16 protein-coding genes, 3 tRNA genes, 1 other RNA gene and 2 pseudogenes are annotated in these 18,241 nt (G+C 68.7%); 10 read left to right on the top strand and 12 right to left on the bottom strand.

Annotated elements, in window-relative coordinates; all coding sequences use genetic code 11:
• The first annotated feature begins 17 nt into the window (after positions 1 to 17).
• A complete protein-coding gene (locus CGQ25_RS08740) occupies positions 18 to 920 on the top strand; it encodes an acyl-CoA thioesterase II (RefSeq protein WP_255405697.1) in 903 nt (300 codons plus the stop codon).
• Between the two features lie 68 nt (positions 921 to 988).
• On the opposite strand, the gene ettA is transcribed toward CGQ25_RS08740, so the two are convergent.
• Together ettA and CGQ25_RS08750 are read right to left on the bottom strand one after the other, a co-directional pair.
• On the bottom strand, positions 989 to 2,671 hold the full coding sequence (gene ettA / locus CGQ25_RS08745) for an energy-dependent translational throttle protein EttA (RefSeq protein ID WP_208712716.1): 1,683 nt from the start codon (positions 2,669 to 2,671) through the stop codon (positions 989 to 991).
• Between the two features lie 86 nt (positions 2,672 to 2,757).
• Complete coding sequence (locus CGQ25_RS08750) at positions 2,758 to 3,339, bottom strand: single-stranded DNA-binding protein (RefSeq protein WP_208712717.1); 582 nt, start codon at positions 3,337 to 3,339, stop codon at positions 2,758 to 2,760.
• Positions 3,340 to 3,545: 206 nt separating this feature from the next.
• Between CGQ25_RS08750 and CGQ25_RS08755 the strand changes: the two genes are divergently transcribed.
• Positions 3,546 to 3,618, top strand: a tRNA-Arg gene (locus tag CGQ25_RS08755).
• A 101-nt stretch (positions 3,619 to 3,719) separates the two neighbouring features.
• Here CGQ25_RS08755 and mptB read toward each other — a convergent pair.
• The gene (gene mptB / locus CGQ25_RS08760) at positions 3,720 to 5,228 is read right to left on the bottom strand and encodes a polyprenol phosphomannose-dependent alpha 1,6 mannosyltransferase MptB (RefSeq protein ID WP_255405762.1); all 1,509 of its coding nucleotides are present in this window, start codon (positions 5,226 to 5,228) and stop codon (positions 3,720 to 3,722) included.
• A gap of 188 nt (positions 5,229 to 5,416) precedes the next feature.
• Between mptB and orn the strand changes: the two genes are divergently transcribed.
• The 3 genes and pseudogenes from orn to def all read left to right on the top strand — a co-directional run.
• Positions 5,417 to 6,043 carry an oligoribonuclease gene (orn, locus tag CGQ25_RS08765; protein ID WP_208712719.1) on the top strand — a complete coding sequence of 209 codons (627 nt, stop codon included), beginning with the start codon at positions 5,417 to 5,419 and terminating at the stop codon, positions 6,041 to 6,043.
• Between the two features lie 117 nt (positions 6,044 to 6,160).
• Positions 6,161 to 6,233 (top strand) — tRNA-His (locus CGQ25_RS08770).
• A gap of 87 nt (positions 6,234 to 6,320) precedes the next feature.
• Positions 6,321 to 6,890: pseudogene (gene def, locus CGQ25_RS08775) on the top strand (peptide deformylase); the annotation flags it as partial.
• A 185-nt stretch (positions 6,891 to 7,075) separates the two neighbouring features.
• Here def and CGQ25_RS08780 read toward each other — a convergent pair.
• The 3 genes from CGQ25_RS08780 to rnpB form a co-directional block, all read right to left on the bottom strand.
• Positions 7,076 to 7,276, bottom strand: a complete 201-nt coding sequence (locus tag CGQ25_RS08780) for a hypothetical protein (RefSeq protein WP_208712721.1) — start codon at positions 7,274 to 7,276, stop codon at positions 7,076 to 7,078.
• A 52-nt stretch (positions 7,277 to 7,328) separates the two neighbouring features.
• A complete protein-coding gene (locus CGQ25_RS08785; RefSeq protein WP_255405698.1) occupies positions 7,329 to 8,810 on the bottom strand; it encodes a glyceraldehyde-3-phosphate dehydrogenase in 1,482 nt (493 codons plus the stop codon).
• A 234-nt stretch (positions 8,811 to 9,044) separates the two neighbouring features.
• Positions 9,045 to 9,442, bottom strand: an RNA gene (rnpB, locus tag CGQ25_RS08790) — RNase P RNA component class A.
• Positions 9,443 to 9,507: 65 nt separating this feature from the next.
• Between rnpB and CGQ25_RS08795 the strand changes: the two genes are divergently transcribed.
• Positions 9,508 to 10,272 carry a YaaA family protein gene (locus CGQ25_RS08795; protein ID WP_208712723.1) on the top strand — a complete coding sequence of 255 codons (765 nt, stop codon included), beginning with the start codon at positions 9,508 to 9,510 and terminating at the stop codon, positions 10,270 to 10,272.
• A 10-nt stretch (positions 10,273 to 10,282) separates the two neighbouring features.
• On the opposite strand, the gene CGQ25_RS08800 is transcribed toward CGQ25_RS08795, so the two are convergent.
• On the bottom strand, positions 10,283 to 11,017 hold the full coding sequence (locus CGQ25_RS08800; RefSeq protein ID WP_208712724.1) for a zinc ribbon domain-containing protein: 735 nt from the start codon (positions 11,015 to 11,017) through the stop codon (positions 10,283 to 10,285).
• A gap of 71 nt (positions 11,018 to 11,088) precedes the next feature.
• Positions 11,089 to 11,982 (bottom strand): Nif3-like dinuclear metal center hexameric protein, encoded by an 894-nt coding sequence (locus CGQ25_RS08805; RefSeq protein ID WP_208712998.1) that lies wholly within the window; start codon positions 11,980 to 11,982, stop codon positions 11,089 to 11,091.
• A gap of 105 nt (positions 11,983 to 12,087) precedes the next feature.
• Between CGQ25_RS08805 and msrA the strand changes: the two genes are divergently transcribed.
• The 3 genes from msrA (at position 12,088) to epsC (ending at position 14,261) form a co-directional block, all read left to right on the top strand.
• Complete coding sequence (gene msrA / locus CGQ25_RS08810; RefSeq protein ID WP_208712725.1) at positions 12,088 to 12,612, top strand: peptide-methionine (S)-S-oxide reductase MsrA; 525 nt, start codon at positions 12,088 to 12,090, stop codon at positions 12,610 to 12,612.
• A 91-nt stretch (positions 12,613 to 12,703) separates the two neighbouring features.
• Positions 12,704 to 13,639: a cysteine synthase A gene (gene cysK / locus CGQ25_RS08815; RefSeq protein WP_208712726.1), complete on the top strand. Its 936-nt coding sequence runs from the start codon at positions 12,704 to 12,706 to the stop codon at positions 13,637 to 13,639.
• A 43-nt stretch (positions 13,640 to 13,682) separates the two neighbouring features.
• Positions 13,683 to 14,261 carry a serine O-acetyltransferase EpsC gene (epsC, locus tag CGQ25_RS08820; RefSeq protein ID WP_208712999.1) on the top strand — a complete coding sequence of 193 codons (579 nt, stop codon included), beginning with the start codon at positions 13,683 to 13,685 and terminating at the stop codon, positions 14,259 to 14,261.
• Positions 14,262 to 14,425: 164 nt separating this feature from the next.
• Here the strand turns inward: epsC and gndA are convergent, their stop codons facing one another.
• The 4 genes from gndA to CGQ25_RS08840 form a co-directional block, all read right to left on the bottom strand.
• On the bottom strand, positions 14,426 to 15,862 hold the full coding sequence (gene gndA / locus CGQ25_RS08825) for an NADP-dependent phosphogluconate dehydrogenase (RefSeq protein ID WP_208712727.1): 1,437 nt from the start codon (positions 15,860 to 15,862) through the stop codon (positions 14,426 to 14,428).
• Between the two features lie 306 nt (positions 15,863 to 16,168).
• Positions 16,169 to 16,241: transfer RNA gene (locus tag CGQ25_RS08830), tRNA-Val, on the bottom strand.
• Between the two features lie 104 nt (positions 16,242 to 16,345).
• Complete coding sequence (locus CGQ25_RS08835) at positions 16,346 to 16,810, bottom strand: peroxiredoxin (RefSeq protein WP_208713000.1); 465 nt, start codon at positions 16,808 to 16,810, stop codon at positions 16,346 to 16,348.
• Positions 16,811 to 16,824: 14 nt separating this feature from the next.
• Complete coding sequence (locus CGQ25_RS08840; RefSeq protein ID WP_369802326.1) at positions 16,825 to 17,241, bottom strand: DUF3052 domain-containing protein; 417 nt, start codon at positions 17,239 to 17,241, stop codon at positions 16,825 to 16,827.
• 415 nt (positions 17,242 to 17,656) lie between these two features.
• On the opposite strand from CGQ25_RS08840, the pseudogene CGQ25_RS18445 reads away from it, so the two are divergent.
• Positions 17,657 to 18,241: pseudogene (locus tag CGQ25_RS18445) on the top strand (pyruvate dehydrogenase (acetyl-transferring), homodimeric type); the annotation flags it as partial.

The raw sequence follows: 18,241 nt of genomic DNA on the forward strand, positions 1-18,241 counted from the left end.
CGTCTAGTGTCATGGGCATGACCAGCCCCGCGCACCGAGCCGGCAGCACCGGCGCCCTCCTGACCCTTCTGGACCTCGACGACCTCGGGGGCGCCCGGACGGACAAGGACGTCTTCGTCGGACCTAGCGAGCGGCAGCCGCGGCACCGCGTCTTCGGCGGCCAGGTGCTCGCCCAGAGCCTCATCGCCGCGTCACGCACGGTGGCTGATGGGCGCCCGGTCCACTCGATCCACGCCTACTTCCTGCGCCCGGGGGATGCGGACAAGCCGATCACCTTCGGGGTCGAGCGGCTTCGCGACGGGAGGTCGTTCTCGGCACGGCAGGTCCACGCGTACCAGGACGGCGTCCCGATCCTGTCCATGATCGCGTCGTTCCAGATCGAGGCCGACGGGGTCGAGCACCAGTCTGCGATGCCGGAGGGCATCCCGGACCCCGAGACGCTGCCGAGCACCGCCGACCTCCTCGGCGAGATCGACCACCCGGTGGCGCAGTACTGGGCCTTCGACCGGCCCTTCGACATCCGCCACGTCGACCCGGCCATGTACGTCTCGGCGGCCGGCCCCCACGTTGCACGCAACGCCGTGTGGATGAAGACCTTCGACGCCATGCCGGACGACGACGGCCTGCACCGCGCCGCCCTCGCCTACGCGAGCGACTACACCCTGCTCGAACCCGTGCTGCGGCGGCACGGACTCTCCTGGATCACACCCGGGATGAGCGTCGCAAGCCTCGACCACGCCATGTGGTGGCACCGGCCCGTCCGGGTCGACGACTGGCTCCTGTACGTCCAGGAGGCTCCCAGCGCTCAAGGCGCCCGGGGCCTCGGTGCCGGGAAGATCTTCGACCGCCGCGGCGTGCATGTCGCGAGCGTCGCCCAGGAGGGGATGATCCGCCTGCCCTATCTCGACGGACCCGCCTAACCCACGCACGACGGCGGAAGGCCGGCTCCGCGTGGAGCCGGCCTTCCGCCGTGGCAGACAGGGCGCCGCTAGTCGCGCGTGAGCTTGCGGTGGGTCACGCGATGGGGCTTGGCGGCGTCGGGACCGAGCCGCTCGACCTTGTTCTGCTCGTAGGACTCGAAGTTGCCCTCGAACCAGTACCAGTTGGCCTCGTTCTCCTCAGTCCCCTCGTACGCGAGGATGTGCGTCGCGACGCGGTCGAGGAACCAGCGGTCGTGGGACACGACCACAGCGCAGCCCGGGAACTCGAGGAGAGCGTTCTCCAGGCTCGAGAGCGTCTCGACATCGAGGTCGTTGGTCGGCTCGTCGAGGAGCAGGAGGTTGCCGCCCTGCTTGAGCGTGAGCGCGAGGTTGAGCCGGTTGCGCTCACCGCCGGAGAGCACGCCTGCCTTCTTCTGCTGGTCCGGCCCCTTGAAGCCGAACGCGGAGACGTAGGCACGCGAGGGCATCTCGACCTGCCCGACCTGGATGTGGTCGAGGCCATCGGAGACGACCTCCCAGAGGGTCTTGTTGGGGTCGATGCCGCCGCGGCTCTGGTCCACGTAGGAGATCTTGACCGAGTCGCCGATCTTGAGATCGCCCGCGTCAAGCGGCTCGAGCCCGACGAGGGTCTTGAACAGGGTGGTCTTGCCCACGCCGTTGGGCCCGATGACGCCGACGATGCCGTTGCGCGGCAGGGAGAAGGAGAGCCCGTCGATGAGCGTGCGGTCCCCGAAGCCCTTCTTCAGGTCCTTCGCCTCCACGACGAGCTGGCCGAGGCGCGGGCCCGGCGGGATCTGGATCTCCTCGAAGTCGAGCTTGCGCGTGCGCTCGGCCTCCGCGGCCATCTCCTCGTACCGCGCGAGGCGGGCCTTCGACTTCGTCTGGCGTCCCTTGGCGTTCGACCTGACCCAGTCCAGTTCCTCTGCGAGCCGTTTGGCGAGCTTCGCATCCTTCTTGCCCTGGACCTCGAGGCGGGCGCGCTTCTTCTCGAGGTAGGTCGAGTAGTTCCCCTCGTACGGGTACAGGCGCCCGCGGTCGACCTCGCAGATCCACTCTGCGACGTGGTCGAGGAAGTAACGGTCGTGGGTCACGGCGAGAACCGCGCCCGGGTAGGTCGAGAGGTGCTGCTCGAGCCAGAGCACGCTCTCCGCGTCGAGGTGGTTGGTAGGCTCATCGAGGAGCAGGAGGTCGGGCTTCTGCAGGAGCAGCTTGCAGAGGGCCACGCGGCGGCGCTCACCACCCGAGAGCACCCGGACGTCGGCATCGCCCGGAGGGCAGCGCAGGGCGTCCATTGCCTGCTCGAGCTGCGAGTCGAGATCCCAGGCGTCGGCGGCGTCGATGGCTTCCAGGAGCTTGCCCATCTCCTCGAGGAGCGCGTCGTAGTCCGCGTCGGGGTTCGCCATCTCTTCGGAGATCTCGTTGAAGCGCTGGATCTTGGCGTAGATCTCCCCCACGCCTTCCTGCACGTTGCCGAGCACCGTCTTCTCCTCGTTCAGAGGAGGCTCCTGGAGCAGGATGCCGACCGAGTAGCCCGGGGAAAGCCGTGCCTCCCCGTTCGAGGGTGTGTCGAGTCCGGCCATGATCTTGAGGATCGTCGACTTGCCGGCACCGTTCGGCCCCACGACGCCGATCTTGGCCCCGGGGAAGAACGACATGCTCACGTCGTCGAGGATGACCTTGTCGCCCACTGCCTTCCGGGCCTTGGTCATGGTGTAGATGAATTCCGCCATGGCCTTAAATCTAGTGGGTGTGGCTGGCGATCACACATCCGCCGGGGCGGGGAGGCCTCTGCGGCCCCTCCGCCGCCGGCGGGAGCTCAGGCCGAGAGCAGCCGCTGTTCCGGTCCGAGCTCGTCGCTCGGGCGGTCTTCCAGGGCCGGAACGTCGCCGGCCTCGAGCTCCGGGTAGTCAGGGACGTCCCCGAACGGCGGCTCGTCAGGGTCGAAAGGCACCTCGGGAAGCTCCCCGGTGGCGGGGTCCACCGGCCCGACGCCCTCGATGTGGGCCAGCGGGATGGAGGACGTGCGCCCCGCCGGCTCGTCGCGGCGCCGGTTCCAGACAGCAATGCCGAGGGCGAGGTCGTGCCCGACCGAGCTGGCCATGAGGTCGACGTCCTTCGAATAGGTTCCATCTGCCCTCTGCCAGGTCGCGACCCGGATCTTCCCCATCACGATGACCCGCTGTCCCTTCCGGACGCTTTCCGCCACGTTCTGGGCGAAGGCACCGAAGCAGACGACGGTGTACCAGCTCGTGTGGGTGTCGACCCACGCGCCTCGCTCGCGGTCGAAATGGCCCTCGCTCACCGAGAGCCTGAAGCGGGTGTAGAACGTGTTGGCCTTCGTGAATCCCTTTGTCGGGTCGGTGCCGACCCAGCCTCGCAGCGTGACGGTGTTGCTCATAGCCAAGACCTCCGATCCGTGGCCGTCCCCGGCTGGGAGGCCTGCCTCCACCCTGTCCGCGGGGATTCTGAAGCACGAGGATCGGGGGCGCGTATGTGGACGACACGCCGAGGCGCGCTTCTGTGGAGGAGAAGAGGGCTGCTGATGCCTGCGGCACGGGCCGGTGCGCTGCCGCGGGGCGCGGCCGGGATAGACTTTCACAGCCGGCCCCAGTAGCTCAGAGGATAGAGCAGGAGCCTTCTAATCTCTTGGTCGGGGGTTCGATTCCCTCCTGGGGCGCCCGCGAAGGGCCCGACGCCGTCAGGCGCCGGGCCCTTCCTGTCTGCGTCGGCCGCAACGGCCGCCTGTGGACCGCGGAGGCCCGCGGAGGCCCGCGGATCCTACGGGAATACGCGGGCGAGGAGGGAGCGACCGCTGGGCCTGAAGAGCTTGCGCGTCTTCGGGTCGATGAAGATGAGGTACAGCGCGAAGAGCAGAGCGATGAGTGCCGCGGTGTTGCGCGCGATCGCCAGCGCCAGCTGGTTGTCGCCTTCCTGCAGGTAGGGGAAGACGTCGAGCTGGTCCGAGATCCCGTAGATCATGAAGAACGAGACGATGAAGTACAGCGTCTTCACCTGCCAGTCGTCGCGGATGCCGGTCACCGCGAAGAACGGGATGAGCCACACGATGTACCACGCCTGGATCATGGGCGACAGGAGCACCACGGCAGCGAAGGCCAGGGTCATGCGCCGCACCAGGCGGTCGTGCGTGCCGCGGAGGAGCTGCCAGGCGACGATGCCGAGCGCCACGACCTTGCCGAGGTTGAACACGACGCGGTCGACGTCGAGCCACCCGAGCCCCACTGAAGCGGTGAGCGTGGACACCATCATGCCGATCATCCCCACTGGCGCGTACCAGATCGACACGCTGCCGGGGGCCGCGAGCCCGCTGATCCAGCCGAAGCCGAACCCGTTGGGCAGGCTCATGGCATACAGGAGCCCCAGCGAGAGCGCCCCGGTGACCAGGAGATAGAGCACTTTCCGCGGCCAGGAGGCTCTCCGGCCCGCCCACATGAGCGCGAGGAACGGCAGGAGCAGCGCGGTGATGGGCTTGACCGAGACGGAGAGCGTCACGAGCACGATGCCGAGGAGCGGGCGGTGGACAGCGACGTAGTACACGCCCGCCACCGCGAGGCCCACCATGAGGGCGTCGTTGTGGACCGCGGCGATGAAGTTGGTCACGAAGAGGGGGTTGGCGACCGTCAGCCACAGGGCCCGGTGCGGGTTGATCCCGTGCAGTGAGGCGAGCTTCGGAACGTACACCGCCACGAGGGCGACACCCACGAGCGAGACGAGGCGGAACAGGAACACGCTCGCCTCGGGCTGCACATTGGTCACCCACACGACGAACTGCTCGATCCAGAGGTACAGCTGCCCGTACGGCGTCGGCGCCTCGCTCCACATCTTGTCGGCGCCGAGCTGGTAGTAGTTCGACAGGGCCGAGATGCCCACCTCATACGGGTTGAGTCCCTCGTGCATCAGGCGACCTTGGCCGATGTAGGAGTAGACGTCGCGGCTGAACAGCGGCACCGTGAACAGCATCGGGCCGCCCCAGAGTGCGAAGGCGGCGAGGGTGGCCTTGCGCGCCCGGCTCCCCCAGACCCTCACCGACTGCCCGAGCCTCAGCCAGGAGCGCACGAGCAGCATCCCGCCGAACGCCAGCAGCACGATACTGATCACGACACCGAGGATCTCGGTGCGCATCCAGATGAAGAGCGTGTAGCGGCGCAGCTCGGACGCGGGAGCGAGCCAGCCGACTCCGAAGGAGCCGATCATCACGGCGAGGGAGCCCGCGAGTCCGGACAGCAGCGGCCATTTCGGATCGGCCATCTCAGGGCCCTCACCGTCCATGCCCGATCGGGCCAGGGGCTGGGAGGGCAGAGACATCGCGCGTCCGTTCTTCGACAGGTGGGCTCATGGTCCGGAGCCCGCACCGGGGCAGTTGGCCTGCGCACGCGCAGGCGCGGCGGCCGTTTCATCGTAGCATCGGGGCCGCGCACGACGGCGGGCTGCGGCGCATCGGACGGTAGTCTGGGCGGGTGCCCATCACCAATGAACATATTGTCTGGATCGACTGCGAGATGACGGGCCTTGATCCCGTCGCCGATGCCCTCATCGAGGTCGCCGTGCTCGTCACGGACTCGGAGCTGAACATTCTCGGCGATGGCGTCGACGTCGTGATCAAGCCCACGGAGTCCGCGCTTGCGGGCATGAGTGACTTCGTCCGCCGGATGCACACGGACTCCAAGCTGATCGACGCCCTGCCGCACGGCCTGACGCTCGAGGAGGCCGAGGCGAAGGTGATGGAGTACATCCGGGCGTGGGTGCCCGAGCCCAACAGGGCGCAGCTCGGCGGGAACTCCGTGGGCACCGATCGGCTCTTCCTCGCCCGCGACATGCCGCAGGTGGTCGACCACCTCCACTACCGCGTCATCGATGTCTCGACGATCAAGGAACTGGCCCGGCGCTGGTACCCGAGGGCCTACTTCCAGTCGCCCGCGAAGACGGGCAACCACCGGGCCCTGGGCGACATCCGGGACTCGATCGATGAGCTCCGCTTCTACCGGGAAGCCGTCTTCGTCCCCGCTCCCGGCCCGGAGAGCGCCGCCGCCCAGGCGATCGCCCAGCGCATCGTCGCGGGTCGGCCGCAAGCCGGCACAGCGTGACCTCCACAGCGGAAAAAAGTTCGTCGGCGAGTGCTGATTTGGTCATGACCACTCCAAACAGCAGGTAGACTATTTCTCGTTGCTTTCGCCGGGCAGAACGCCCCGGAAGCCACCACGGTGGGTATAGCTCAGTTGGCAGAGCGTCTGGTTGTGGTCCAGAAGGTCGCGGGTTCAAGCCCCGTTACTCACCCCGAAGAGGCCGGTTCGCCGGCTAGCCACGAGGCCGTCTGGGATCCGTCCCGGCGGCCTCGTGTGCGTTCCGAGAGAGGAGTCCCGCGTGACCGTCCATCCCATCACCGTCTGGGGCGAGCCCGTGCTCCACCGACGGGCCGCCGAGGTCACCGAGTTCGACGACGCGCTGCGGACCCTCATCGAGGACATGCACGAGACGAATGACGCCGCGCACGGCGTGGGTCTGGCGGCACCCCAGATCGGGGTCGGGCTGAGGATCTTCGTCTACAAGTTCGCCAACGACGACGGCGTCCCGCCCCGCGGCGTCGTCGTGAACCCACGCCTCACCCTCGGGAAGGTCTCGGGCGCGGTCCCCGACCCTGAGGACGACGAAGAGGGCTGCCTGTCCTTCCCCGGCGAGGGATACCCGCTCCAGAGGGCGGAGTGGGCGAAGGTCGAGGGCTTCGACGGAGACGGCCGTCCCGTCGAGTTCGTGGCCACCGGCTGGTTCGCACGCGTGATGCAGCACGAGTACGACCACCTCGACGGCAGACTCTACGTGGATCGGCTCATCGAGCGGTACGCGAAGAAGGCCCGTCGTGCCGCGCGCAAGCACGGCTGGGGAGTCCCCGGGCTCACGTGGATGCCGGGCGTCGACCCCGACCCGTTCGGCCATGACGACCATGATCACGACGGCCACGACCACGAGCACGGGCACGAGGACAGCCATGATGGCCCCGTGGAGGGTGGGCACACCCACGTCTGATTCCGCGCCTGGCTGAGCACGACGAAGGGCGCCGCACCTGTGTGCGGCGCCCTTCGTCGTCGTGCGTGCCCTGGTGCCCTTCGGCGGCAGGGGCCCTACTGCTCGCGGATCACGCGCTGGAGGTCCTCATCCGCCACCCGCTGGAGTTCCTCCAGCTGGGCGACGCGTTCCGGGGTGACTTCCCCGGACGCGAGGCGCGCCCTGGCGTGGTCCACGAGCAGTCTGGCCTGCTTGGCGTTGGCTCTGGCGACGTCGAGCGCGTGCTCGAGCGTGCTCTCATGCTCCGTTGCTTCCATAGGTGCATCTTGCCCCCGTGGCGGGCGGAGAAGCCAGAGACCGTGCCGATTGCTACCGAGTTGTTGCCAACACCGCGTCGTCCGTCACCGGCTGGACGGGAAAGGAAGGCGCGTTCACGCCCGCCATCTCCTCGAGGACGCGGACCACCTGGCAGGAGTAGCCGAACTCGTTGTCGTACCAGACGTACAGGACGAGGTTCTTGCCGGTCGAGATCGTGGCGAGGCCGTCGACGATGCCGGCGCGGCGGGAGCCGACGAAGTCGGTGGAGACGACCTCGGGCGAGTCGATGTAGTCGATCTGCTTGCGCAGGTCCGAGTGCAGGGACATCTCGCGGAGGTAGGCGTTGACCTCGTCCTTGGTCGCCTCGTGCTCGAGGTTGAGGTTGAGCACGGCCATCGACACATCCGGGGTGGGGACGCGGATCGCGTTGCCCGTGAGCTTGCCGGCAAGCTCGGGGAGCGCCTTCGCGACGGCCTTCGCAGCGCCGGTCTCGGTGATCACCATGTTGAGGCCGGCGGCACGGCCGCGGCGGTTGCCCTTGTGGAAGTTGTCGATGAGGTTCTGGTCGTTCGTGAACGAGTGGACCGTCTCGACGTGGCCGTGCACGACACCGTACTTGTCGTTGACGGCCTTGAGCACCGGGGTGATCGCGTTCGTGGTGCAGGAGGCCGCGGTGACGATCTTGTCCTCGGCCGAGATCGCACCGTGGTTGATGCCGTGGACGATGTTCGGCAGCGAGCCCTTGCCCGGCGCAGTGAGGAGCACCCGGGCCACGCCCTTGCTCTGCAGGTGCTGGGACAGGCCCTCCTCGTCACGCCACCGGCCGGTGTTGTCCACGACGATGGCGTTGTCGATGCCGTACTGGGTGTAGTCCACCGAGGCGGGGCTGTCCGAGTAGATGACCTGGATGAGCGTGCCGTTGGCGAGGATGGTGTTGTTCTCCTCGTCGACCGTGATCGTGCCCTCGAAGGCACCGTGCACCGAGTCGCGGCGCAGGAGGCTCGCACGCTTGACGAGGTCCTTGTCGGAACCCTTGCGGACCACGATGGCCCGGAGGCGGAGGCCGTGGCCGCCGCCGGCGTGCTCGATGAGGATACGGGCCACGAGGCGGCCGATGCGGCCGAAGCCGTAGAGCACGACGTCGGTGCTGGTGCGCGGGTCGGCGCCGCGCTTGCCGACGATCTCGGCGAGTTCAGCGCGGAGGAACTCCTCGAGCCCAAGGGTCTGGCCCTCGGCGCGGAACTTCTCGTTGAGGCGGGCGAGGTCGATCGAGGCGGCACCCAGCTCCAGGGAGTCGAGCGCCCTGAGGATGGGCAGCGTCTCCTCGAGGCTGAGTTCCTCGCTGTCGATCTGGCGGGCCCAGCGGTGCGCCTTGAGCAGGCCGACCACGGACTGGTTGATGAGGCTCCGGCCGTGGACCGAGGTGACCACGTTGTTCTGGCGGTAGAGGCGGCCGATGATCGGGATCATCTCCTCAGCGGCCGCTTCGCGTCCGATCCAGGTGCCGAGTGCGGATTCCGTCGTTGTGCTCACAAGGTGCCTTTCTCTGTTCGCGCACTCCCTCGTGCGCATGCCCCCGGGCAGGGTGGCCCGAGGTCATGGAAGAGCCGGGCCTGCGATCGCAGAGCCCGGCTCGAGAACTTCTACGTTCGCTTTCCAGTGTACGTGGGGGGATCGGGGGGCGCCGCCCGGGCGCCTGTGAAGTCACTCACAGGCTCTCGTTTTCGGGGCTTCAGGGTCCTTGAGAGTCAGGATCCTGTGAGGGTGAGGACAGGCCGGCCTGTGAGCCGGGTTCTGTCTCCGCGCCGGGTTGCCCTGGCGCGGGAGGCGACCATCCATCTAGGACCGCCGTTGCCGGCGGCCTCGAGCGGCCTACCCGGGCGCTCGGGCGGGCAGCCCTGGTCACGCGCCCTGTCTGGCCTTGCTCCGGGTGGGGTTTACCGAGCCTCCCCGGTCACCCGGGGAGCTGGTGGTCTCTTACACCACCGTTTCACCCTTACCGCCGTCGCTGCGCCTGCGGCACGGCGACGGTGGCGGTCTGCTTTCTGTGGCACTGGCCTGCGGGTTGCCCCGAGTGGGCGTTACCCACCACCCTGCCCTGTGGAGCCCGGACTTTCCTCGCGGCGGCCCCGATGGAGCCGCCCCGCGGTCGCCCGGCCGACCTGTCCTCGACCGTCAAGTCTAGCTGCACTGGCCTGCCCCTGACGGCAGCGACGGTAGGATTCGGCGGGTGCTCATCCTCCTTCCGCCCTCCGAGGGCAAGACGCCCGCGCCGCCGGGTCCCGCCGTCGACCTCTCCGCGCTGAGCTTCCCCGCGCTCGAGGTGGCGCGGAAGGAGGTCATCGAGGCACTCACGGAGGTGAGCGGCCGCGACGACGCGCTCGAAGCCCTCGGCGTGGGCGCCTCGCTCGCGCACGACGTCGAGCGGAACCTCCGGCTCCTGACCGAACCGGCGGCGCCGGCGCACCTCGTGTACTCCGGGGTCCTGTACGAGGCCTTGGGGTACCGCTCCCTCACCCCAGCCCAGCGTCGCCGCGCCGACGAGTGGATCGTCGTCGTGTCGGCCCTGTGGGGGGCGGTGGGCTTCGCCGACGCCGTTCCCGCGTACCGGCTGTCGATGTCTACCGCACTGCCGGGGCTGGGCCGCCTCGCCGCGTTCTGGAAGCCGCGGCTTGCAGAGGCGCTTGCCGCTCGGGCGGCGGACGGGCTTGTCGTCGACTGCCGGTCGAGCACCTACGCCGCGGCCTACGCTCCCCCACCGGCGTCAACGGTGAGCGTGGATGTCTTCCGCGAGCGCGATGGGAAGCGCAGCGTGGTGAGCCATTTCGCCAAGCACCATCGGGGGGAGTTCGTCCGCCACCTGCTCAGGCGCCGCGGGACCGCGCCGGCCACGCCCGAGGCGCTGCTCGCCGTCGCCCGCGAAGGCTGGGAGGCCGAGCTTGTGACGGCGACCGCGCGGAAGCCGAGCTCCCTCGCCCTCATCCTGCGGGACTGATCCTTCCGCCCTAGCTCCACTCCGGCGAGCGGACGAGGATGCACCCCGAGTCCGGGCAGAAGACGATCTCGTCTTCTGCTGCGGAGCGGATGGCGGCCAGGTCCCCGGGGCTCAGTGCCATGCCCGAGCCCTCGGACGTCCCGTGGAACAGCCTGGCCGCGCCCACGCCGCGCTTGGCGAGGGTCTTCTCGTAGACGTCCAGGAGCCCGGCGTCGATCCCGCGGGCGAAGTCCGAGCGCTGCTGTGCCACTGCGGAGCGCTCCCGGGCGATGGCTCCGAGCTGCTCGTCGAGCTCGTCCCGCAGGTCCTGGCTTGACGCCTGCGCATGCCCGAGGGCCTCCGCAGCTTCGCCCTGGGCCGCGCGGAGTTCGTCGAGCTTCTCCAGAACCTCGAGCTCGGTGTCCTCGAGGTCGCTCTGCCGCGCGCTGAGGCCGGCGATGTCCTTCCGGAGGGCCTCGAGGTCCTTCGAGAGGCCGCCCGCGTATAGGCGCGACTCGTCGCGGGCGATCCTGGTGGACACCTCCGCGACCTTCGCCTCGACGGCAGCGAGCTCTGCCTCGGCGCCGGCCACGAGGGCATCCGCTGACCGCGCCGCCTCCGCAGCCTGCTCAAGGGCCGTCTTCGCCGGCCCGAGGCGGGGATCGGCCTCGAGGGCGCGGCGGCGCACGTCCAGGGAATGGAGCTTCGCGTCGAGGGCGGCCAGGTCCAAGAGCCTGAGCTGTTCGGCGGCGGGAGCCTTGGGCATCGTCTTCCTCCTCGGTCGCGCCGGAGCGCTCTCGACGGCGCTGCCGCGCAGCGCCTGTGTGGCCTGCGACTCTATCCTTCGCTCGGGGTCAGGATGAAGTCCCACGGGTCGGTGTTGATGGTGGAGACTCGGATGTCCACGGTGTGGCCCTGGTCCTTGAGCACGTTGTCGAGCGCGGCCGCCGCAGCGGGGAGCCACAGCCACTCGCTCGCGAAGTGGCTGACGTCCACGAGATAGGGGCGTCCGTCCGCGGACGACTCGCGGGCCTCGGAAGCCGGATGATGGCGCAGGTCGGCGGTGACGTAGACGTCCGCCCCTGACTCGCGCACCGCGTCGAACAGGCTGTCTCCAGCGCCGCCGCAGACCGCCACGCGGCGCACGAGGCCGTCGCGGTCTCCCGAGACCCGCACACCCCCCGCCACCGCTGGCAGGACGCCGAAGAGCCGTCCGGCGAGGTCGCCCAGGCTCGTGATCTCCGGGAGGTCCCCGACCCGCCCGATCCCTTCTTCGGGGAGGCCGTTCGCGGCCTTGGTGAGGGGTTCGACCGGGTCGAGCCCGAGGGCGTCGGCGAGCACGTCCGAGACTCCGCCGACGGCCGAGTCGCCGTTGGTGTGCACCGTCAGCAGCGCGATGCCCGACTCGATGAGGCGGTGGACGGCGCGTCCCTTGGGGGTGTTCGCGGCGACGCTCGTGACCCCGCGCAGCAGGAGGGGGTGGTGGGCGATGACGAGGTCCGCCTCCCAGGCCGCGGCCTCTTCGATCACCTCGAGCACGGGATCGACCGAGAACAGGATCCTTCGCACGGGCTGGGACGGGCGACCCGTGACGAGGCCGACGGCGTCCCACTCCTCCGAGAGAGACTCGGGCCACAGTTCCTCGACGGCCACGAGCACGTCGGCCAGAGAGGGCCCGGACGCCCCCTCGGGCGCATTCCGATGGCTCTCTCGGGCCTCCTCGTCCTGCATTGCTGACGGGTCCTTCTCGGTCTGCGGGGCTGGGCCGGTCTGCTCTGACACGAGGGGCGGTCCTCTCTCGGGAATCTTCCGCGGGCTGCGGACATTGTAGGCAGCATGAAGACCTTCATTCTGGGCGGAGGCTGCTTCTGGTGCCTCGATGCGGTCTACCAGAAGACCAAGGGTGTCAGCTCCGTCGTCTCCGGCTACATCGGGGGCCACTTCCCCGATCCGGACTACTACAGCGTCTGCAGCGGCATGACGGGGCACGCCGAGGTCGTCGCGGTGACCTTCGACGAGGAGGTGATCCCGCAGGACGTCGTCCTCGACATGTTCTTCGCGCTCCACGATCCCACCACACTCAACCGCCAGGGCTACGACGTGGGGACGCAGTACCGCTCGTCGATGTTCTACCTGACCGAAGAGGAACGGGCGCTCTTCGAGACGGCGATCGAGCGTAACCAGGAGCTCTGGAACGCGCCGATCGTCACCGAGGTGACCCGTGCGAGCACCTTCTACCCTGCGGAGGAGTTCCACCAGGACTACTACGCGAAGAACCCGGATGCCGGTTACTGCCACGTGATCATCAATCCCAAGCTCGCCAAGGCCCGCAAATATTACTCGGCATGGCTCATTGCCTAGCCGGGCCCGGAGGCGGCTGACTAGGCTGAAGCCGCAGTCGGGCCCCCCGGCCTCCTTGCCACGCCCACATTCATCAGGAAGCAAAGGACTCATGGCACGCATCTATGACGACGTCACGCAGCTGGTCGGCAACACCCCGCTGGTCCGCCTGAACCGGCTGACGGAGGGCCTTGAGGCCCAGGTCGCCGTCAAGCTCGAGTTCTACAACCCCGCCAACAGCGTCAAGGACCGCATCGGCGTCGCGATCGTCGAGGCCGCCGAGAAGGCCGGCGCACTCAAGCCGGGCGGCACGATCGTGGAAGGCACCTCCGGGAACACGGGCATCGCGCTGGCCCTCGTCGGGGCCGCCCGGGGCTACAAGGTCATCCTGACGATGCCGGAGACCATGTCGACCGAGCGCCGAGTCCTCCTGCGGGCCTACGGGGCCGAGATCGTCCTCACGCCAGGCTCGGACGGCATGCGCGGAGCTGTCGAGAAGGCCCAGGAGATCGTGGCGAACACCGAGAACTCCATCTGGGCCCAGCAGTTCGCCAACCCGGCCAACCCCGCCGTCCACCGTGCCACGACTGCGGAGGAGATCTGGAAGGACACGGACGGAGAAGTGGACATCTTCGTCAGCGGCATCGGCACCGGCGGCACCATCACCGGCGTCGGCCAGGTCCTCAAGGAGCGCAAGCCGGGCGTGCAGATCGTCGCCGTCGAGCCCAAGGACTCCGCGATCCTCAACGGCGGCCCCGCGGGTCCACACAAGATCCAGGGCCTCGGCGCGAACTTCGTGCCCGAGATCCTCGACACCAACGTGTACGATGAGGTGCTCGACGCCACCCTCGAGGACTCGGTGTCCACCGCCCGCGCGCTGGCCGCCCAGGAGGGCATCCTCGGCGGCATCTCCTCTGGAGCGATCGTCTGGGGAGCGCTCGAACTCGCGAAGCGGCCGGAGAACAAGGGCAAGCTCATTGTCGCCGTCGTGTGCGACTTCGGCGAGCGGTACATCTCCACGGTCCTGTACGACGACATCCGGGGCTAGGAGCGCTGGCTCCGGCCACGGCAGAAGGAAATCTGTGTCTCTGATCAAACGCACCGTTGCACGGCTCCGGGAGGACCTGGCGGCGGCAGCAGCGCATGACCCCGCGGCCCGGGGCAACGTCGAGAACTTCCTCGCGTACTCCGGCCTGCATGCGATCTGGATCCACCGCCTCACGCACGCCATGTGGCAGCGCGAGGACCTGCGCTTCGCCGCGCGCCTCATCTCCCAGGCCGGGAGATTCCTCACCGGCATCGAGATCCACCCCGGGGCGACGATCGGGCGACGGTTCTTCATCGACCACGGGATGGGCGTCGTGATCGGCGAGACGGCGGAGATCGGCGACGATGTGTTCCTCTACCACGGAGTGACCCTCGGCGGCCGGTCCCTCGCCAAGGTCAAGCGGCACCCCACCATCGGCGACGGCGTGACGATCGGCGCCGGGGCGAAGGTGCTCGGCCCGATCACCATCGGCGCCGGAAGCGCCGTGGGCGCCAACGCCGTGGTGGTCAAGGACGCTCCGCCGAACTCGATCGTGACAGGCGTGCCGGCCACGTGGCGCCACCGCGACGCCGCCAAGGAGACCACGCCGGCCGTGGACCCCGCGGAGTACTACTACATCTGAGCAGCACGGTCTGGCCGCCTCCCGGCCTGGCCGCTCAGTCCCGGAGTGCGTACGACGGCGCCCCCGCCACCCTAGGCGGGCGGCGCCGTCGTGCGCTGCGGGTGCAGCAGCGAGAAGGGCGCCCCTGCCAGCGGCAGGGGCGCCCTTCGGGTGTGTGCGCTGGTTCAGTGGGTGTCGACTGCCGAGATCTCCGAGCGGTCCTCACCCCAGAGGGTGTGGAATGTCCCCTCGGTGTCCACGCGCTGGTACGTGTGGGCGCCGAAGAGGTCGCGCTGGCCCTGGATGACGGCAGCGGGGAGGCGCTTGCGGCGGAGGGCGTCGTAGTACGCGAGCGAGGACGAGAAGACCGGCACGGGGATGCCGAGCTGGACCGCGGTGGACACCACGCGGCGCCAGGCGGGGACGGCCGCGGCGATGGACTCGGCGAAGGCCGGGGCGAACAGCAGGTTGGCAGGCTTGCTGTCCCCCTTGTAGGCGGCCGTGATGTCCTTCAGGAGAGCGGCGCGGATGATGCAGCCGGCACGCCAGAGCGAGGCGATCTCGTCGAGCCTGAGATCCCAGCCGTATTCCTTCGCGGCGCTGCCGAGCATGTCCAGGCCCTGGGCGTAGGAGACGAGCTTGGAGGCGTAGAGCGCCTGGCGGACGTCCTCGACGAACCCGTCCGGAACCTCGACGCTGGCCTCGTGGCCGGCGAGCGTCTCCTGGGCGATGGCCCGCTGCTCAGCCTGGGACGAGATTCCGCGGGCGAACACGGATTCGGCGATGCCGGAGACCGGGGAGCCGAGGTCAAGGGCCGACTGCACGGTCCAGCGGCCGGTGCCCTTCTGGCCGGCGGCGTCGACGACGACGTCGACGAACGGCTTGCCCGTCTTCGCGTCGACGTGCGCGAGGACCTCGGCAGTGATCTCGATCAGGAAGGAGGACAGCTCGCCCTTGTTCCACTCCTCGAAGATCTCCGACTGCTCGGCGGGCTCGAGGCCTGCCGCGCTGCGCAGCAGGTCGTAGGCCTCGCCGATGACCTGCATGTCCGCGTACTCGATGCCGTTGTGGACCATCTTGACGAAGTGGCCAGCACCGTCCGTGCCGACCCACGCGCAGCACGGCTCGCCGTCGGCCTTCGCCGAGATCTTCTCGAGCATGGGGCCGAGGGCCTCGTAGGACTTCTTGGAGCCGCCCGGCATGATGGACGGGCCGTTGAGCGCGCCCTCCTCGCCTCCGGAAACACCGACACCCACGAAGTGGAGGCCCTTCTCGGCCAGGGCAGCCTCGCGACGGCGCGTGTCGGCGAAGTGCGAGTTGCCCGCGTCGATGACAATGTCGCCCTCCTCAAGGAGCGGGACGAGCTGGTCCACGACGGCGTCGACCGGCGCACCGGCCTTGACCATGATCAGCACGCGACGCGGCTTCTCGAGCGAGTCGACGAGCTCCTGGAGGGTCTCCGTGCGCACGAAGTCGCCCTCGTCGCCGTGCTTGGCGAGCAGGGCATCCGTCTTCTCGACGGACCGGTTGTGGAGCGCCACGGTGTACCCGTTGCGCGCGAGGTTACGGGCAAGGTTCGCGCCCATCACCGCAAGGCCGGTGACGCCGATCTGTGCAGACATGTACTCTCCGTCTCTTCGTGGGATTCCGCATCCAAGGCTAGTTGACGCCCTTTCCGGGGATCACTGTTTGACATCTTATTTCGGCGCGCCTCACTTTTGGCACACGTTTGCCACAGTTGCCGTCGCCACGAAGGGACGGGCAGGAAGATTTTCATCACGAGTGTTTGGACTTTGGCGTTCTTGACCGTATGCTCGTGTCAGAGCCTCCCGTCGCGGCGAACCCCCCAATGGCCGCGGCGGGAGGCTTCTTCCATGCGCGGAGCATCCCGCCGCGCCGAAAGGCGCGGACCTCAGAGGACGTGGTTGTGGGTCCTACCGGGATCGAACCGATGACATCCACGGTGTAAGCGTGGCGCTCTACCAGCTGAGCTAAAGACCCTGACGACGGCGACGCCATCGGGCGCGCCGGGGCACCACTGTACCGCAGCAGATCGGGGGCCGGAAAACGTCCGTCTCCGCCACCGCGCGTCAGCGGGATCCGCGTCAGCCCGAGATCGCGGCGAGTGCCGAGCGGTAGCCGTCGAGGTCGCGGGCCTTCCCGCGCGGATTGACCACCCGGTAGCGAACCACCCCGTCGGCGTCGAGGATGAAGGTGCCCCGCAGGGCCATGCCGTCCCTCTCGTCGAAGACGCCGAAGCGGCGGGCCACGGCCCCATGGGGCCAGAAGTCTGCCAGAAGCGGGAAATCGTATCCCTCCGCCTGGGCGTAGGCCCGCTGCGTGAACTTGCTGTCCACGGAAACGGCGAGGACTTGCGCCCCCGCCGCGGCGAAGATCTCCCTGTTGTCGCGCAGCTCACCGAGTTCCCCGGTGCAGATGCCGGAAAAGGCGAAGGGGAAGAACACCACGACCACGGGACGCCCCCGCAGGGATTCCAGGTGGACGGGCTCGCCGAACTGATTGGGGAGCTCGAAGTCCGGAGCGCTCTCGCCGATCTGGGGACCCGGCATGGACGGCAGCGCCGTCACTGCTTCTTCCTGACCAGGCGCGTCGCGCTCCAGTCCTTCGACACGCCCACCGACGAGGTCGAGTGCAGGCCGGCCGTCGGCGCAGCCTCCTGGACCTCGACCGGGCGCACATGGCCATCACGTCCCTGCTTCGGGATGAGAAGCCAGACGACGCCGGATTCCTCGAGAGTGGTCTGGGCGTCCATGAGCATGTCGACGAGATCGCCGTCGTCCTCCCGCCACCACACGATGACACCGTCGACCACGTCGTGGTCGTCCTCGTCGAGGAGGTCCGAGCCGGTTGCCTCCTCGATCGCCTCACGCAGGCCGAAGTCAACGTCCTCGTCGTAGCCGAACTCCTGGATCAGGTCCCCGTCTTTGAAACCCAATCGCGCCGCCACATTGCTGTCTGCGGCGGTGTCCGTCTCGCCCACGTCGTCCTCCTCCTTCTTCATGTCTTCCTGGCCCTCGCCCGCGGCGGGACCTCGGCGCAGGAACCCCGGGCGCAACCTGACCGGCCCGGGACACCTCCACCGTATGTACAAGCCAACACCGTTTGCCCCGCCGCTTCAAGCGCGCACCGCCCAAGAGGCCGCCGCTGCGGGCGCCGTCGGGCCCGCGGGGACGCTGGAGCACGGCAATCGCAATACAGCCGGGGGCGGCGGCGCCCGCTACGCATCGCCACCGCACCGCGACTAGAGTGGCCCGTGGGTGTGGCACGGCCTGGATGACCCCGGCCCCAGCAGCACTCGAGCACCAACGCCCCGAACGCACGGGGCACAGCGACGACACCGCCCGCCGCCCGGCTGCCACCAGCTCCGGTCTCCGGGCTCGAAGAGAGGTTTGGACGTGTCTGTAGGAGAAGAGACCTCGCACATCCTCAGCGGCCTGACGAATCAGCTGCCCGACCGAGACCCCGACGAGACGGCGGAGTGGATCGAATCGCTCGATTCGCTCATCGAGGAGCGCGGCACCGCGCGGGCGCAGTACATCATGCGCAGCCTCCTGCAGCGTGCCGGGTCCCAGAGCGTGGGTGTGCCGATGGTCACCACGACGGACTTCGTCAACACGATTCCCGCGGACCAGGAGCCCGAGTTCCCCGGCAATGAGGAGTTCGAGCGCCGCTACCGCGCCTACATGCGGTGGAACGCCGCGATCATGGTGCACCGGGCGCAGCGTCCCGGCATCGGCGTGGGCGGGCACATCTCCACCTATGCGGGCGCGGCGACCCTCTACGAGGTCGGGTTCAACCACTTCTTCCGGGGCAAGGACCACCCCGGCGGCGGCGACCAGGTCTTCTTCCAGGGGCACGCCTCCCCCGGCATGTACGCCCGGGCCTTCATGGAGGGGCGCCTGTCCGAGGAGGACCTCGACGGCTTCCGCCAGGAGAAGTCCCGCGAGGGCCACGCCCTCTCCTCCTACCCGCACCCCCGC

The sequence above is a fragment of the Sinomonas sp. R1AF57 genome, assembly GCF_002224485.1.
In the GTDB taxonomy this organism is placed as follows: domain Bacteria; phylum Actinomycetota; class Actinomycetes; order Actinomycetales; family Micrococcaceae; genus Sinomonas; species Sinomonas flava.

Bases quoted from the DNA above. Each gene is read 5' to 3' on its own strand.
- CGQ25_RS08740 (WP_255405697.1), top strand. From the start codon at position 18: ATGACCAGCCCCGCGCACCGAGCCGGCAGCACCGGCGCCCTCCTGACC.
- ettA (WP_208712716.1), bottom strand. From the start codon at position 2,671: ATGGCGGAATTCATCTACACCATGACCAAGGCCCGGAAGGCAGTGGGC.
- CGQ25_RS08750 (WP_208712717.1), bottom strand. From the start codon at position 3,339: ATGAGCAACACCGTCACGCTGCGAGGCTGGGTCGGCACCGACCCGACA.
- mptB (WP_255405762.1), bottom strand. From the start codon at position 5,228: ATGGACGGTGAGGGCCCTGAGATGGCCGATCCGAAATGGCCGCTGCTG.
- CGQ25_RS08780 (WP_208712721.1), bottom strand. From the start codon at position 7,276: ATGGAAGCAACGGAGCATGAGAGCACGCTCGAGCACGCGCTCGACGTC.
- CGQ25_RS08800 (WP_208712724.1), bottom strand. From the start codon at position 11,017: ATGCCCAAGGCTCCCGCCGCCGAACAGCTCAGGCTCTTGGACCTGGCC.
- CGQ25_RS08805 (WP_208712998.1), bottom strand. From the start codon at position 11,982: ATGCAGGACGAGGAGGCCCGAGAGAGCCATCGGAATGCGCCCGAGGGG.
- msrA (WP_208712725.1), top strand. From the start codon at position 12,088: ATGAAGACCTTCATTCTGGGCGGAGGCTGCTTCTGGTGCCTCGATGCG.
- cysK (WP_208712726.1), top strand. From the start codon at position 12,704: ATGGCACGCATCTATGACGACGTCACGCAGCTGGTCGGCAACACCCCG.
- gndA (WP_208712727.1), bottom strand. From the start codon at position 15,862: ATGTCTGCACAGATCGGCGTCACCGGCCTTGCGGTGATGGGCGCGAAC.
- CGQ25_RS08835 (WP_208713000.1), bottom strand. From the start codon at position 16,810: ATGCCGGGTCCCCAGATCGGCGAGAGCGCTCCGGACTTCGAGCTCCCC.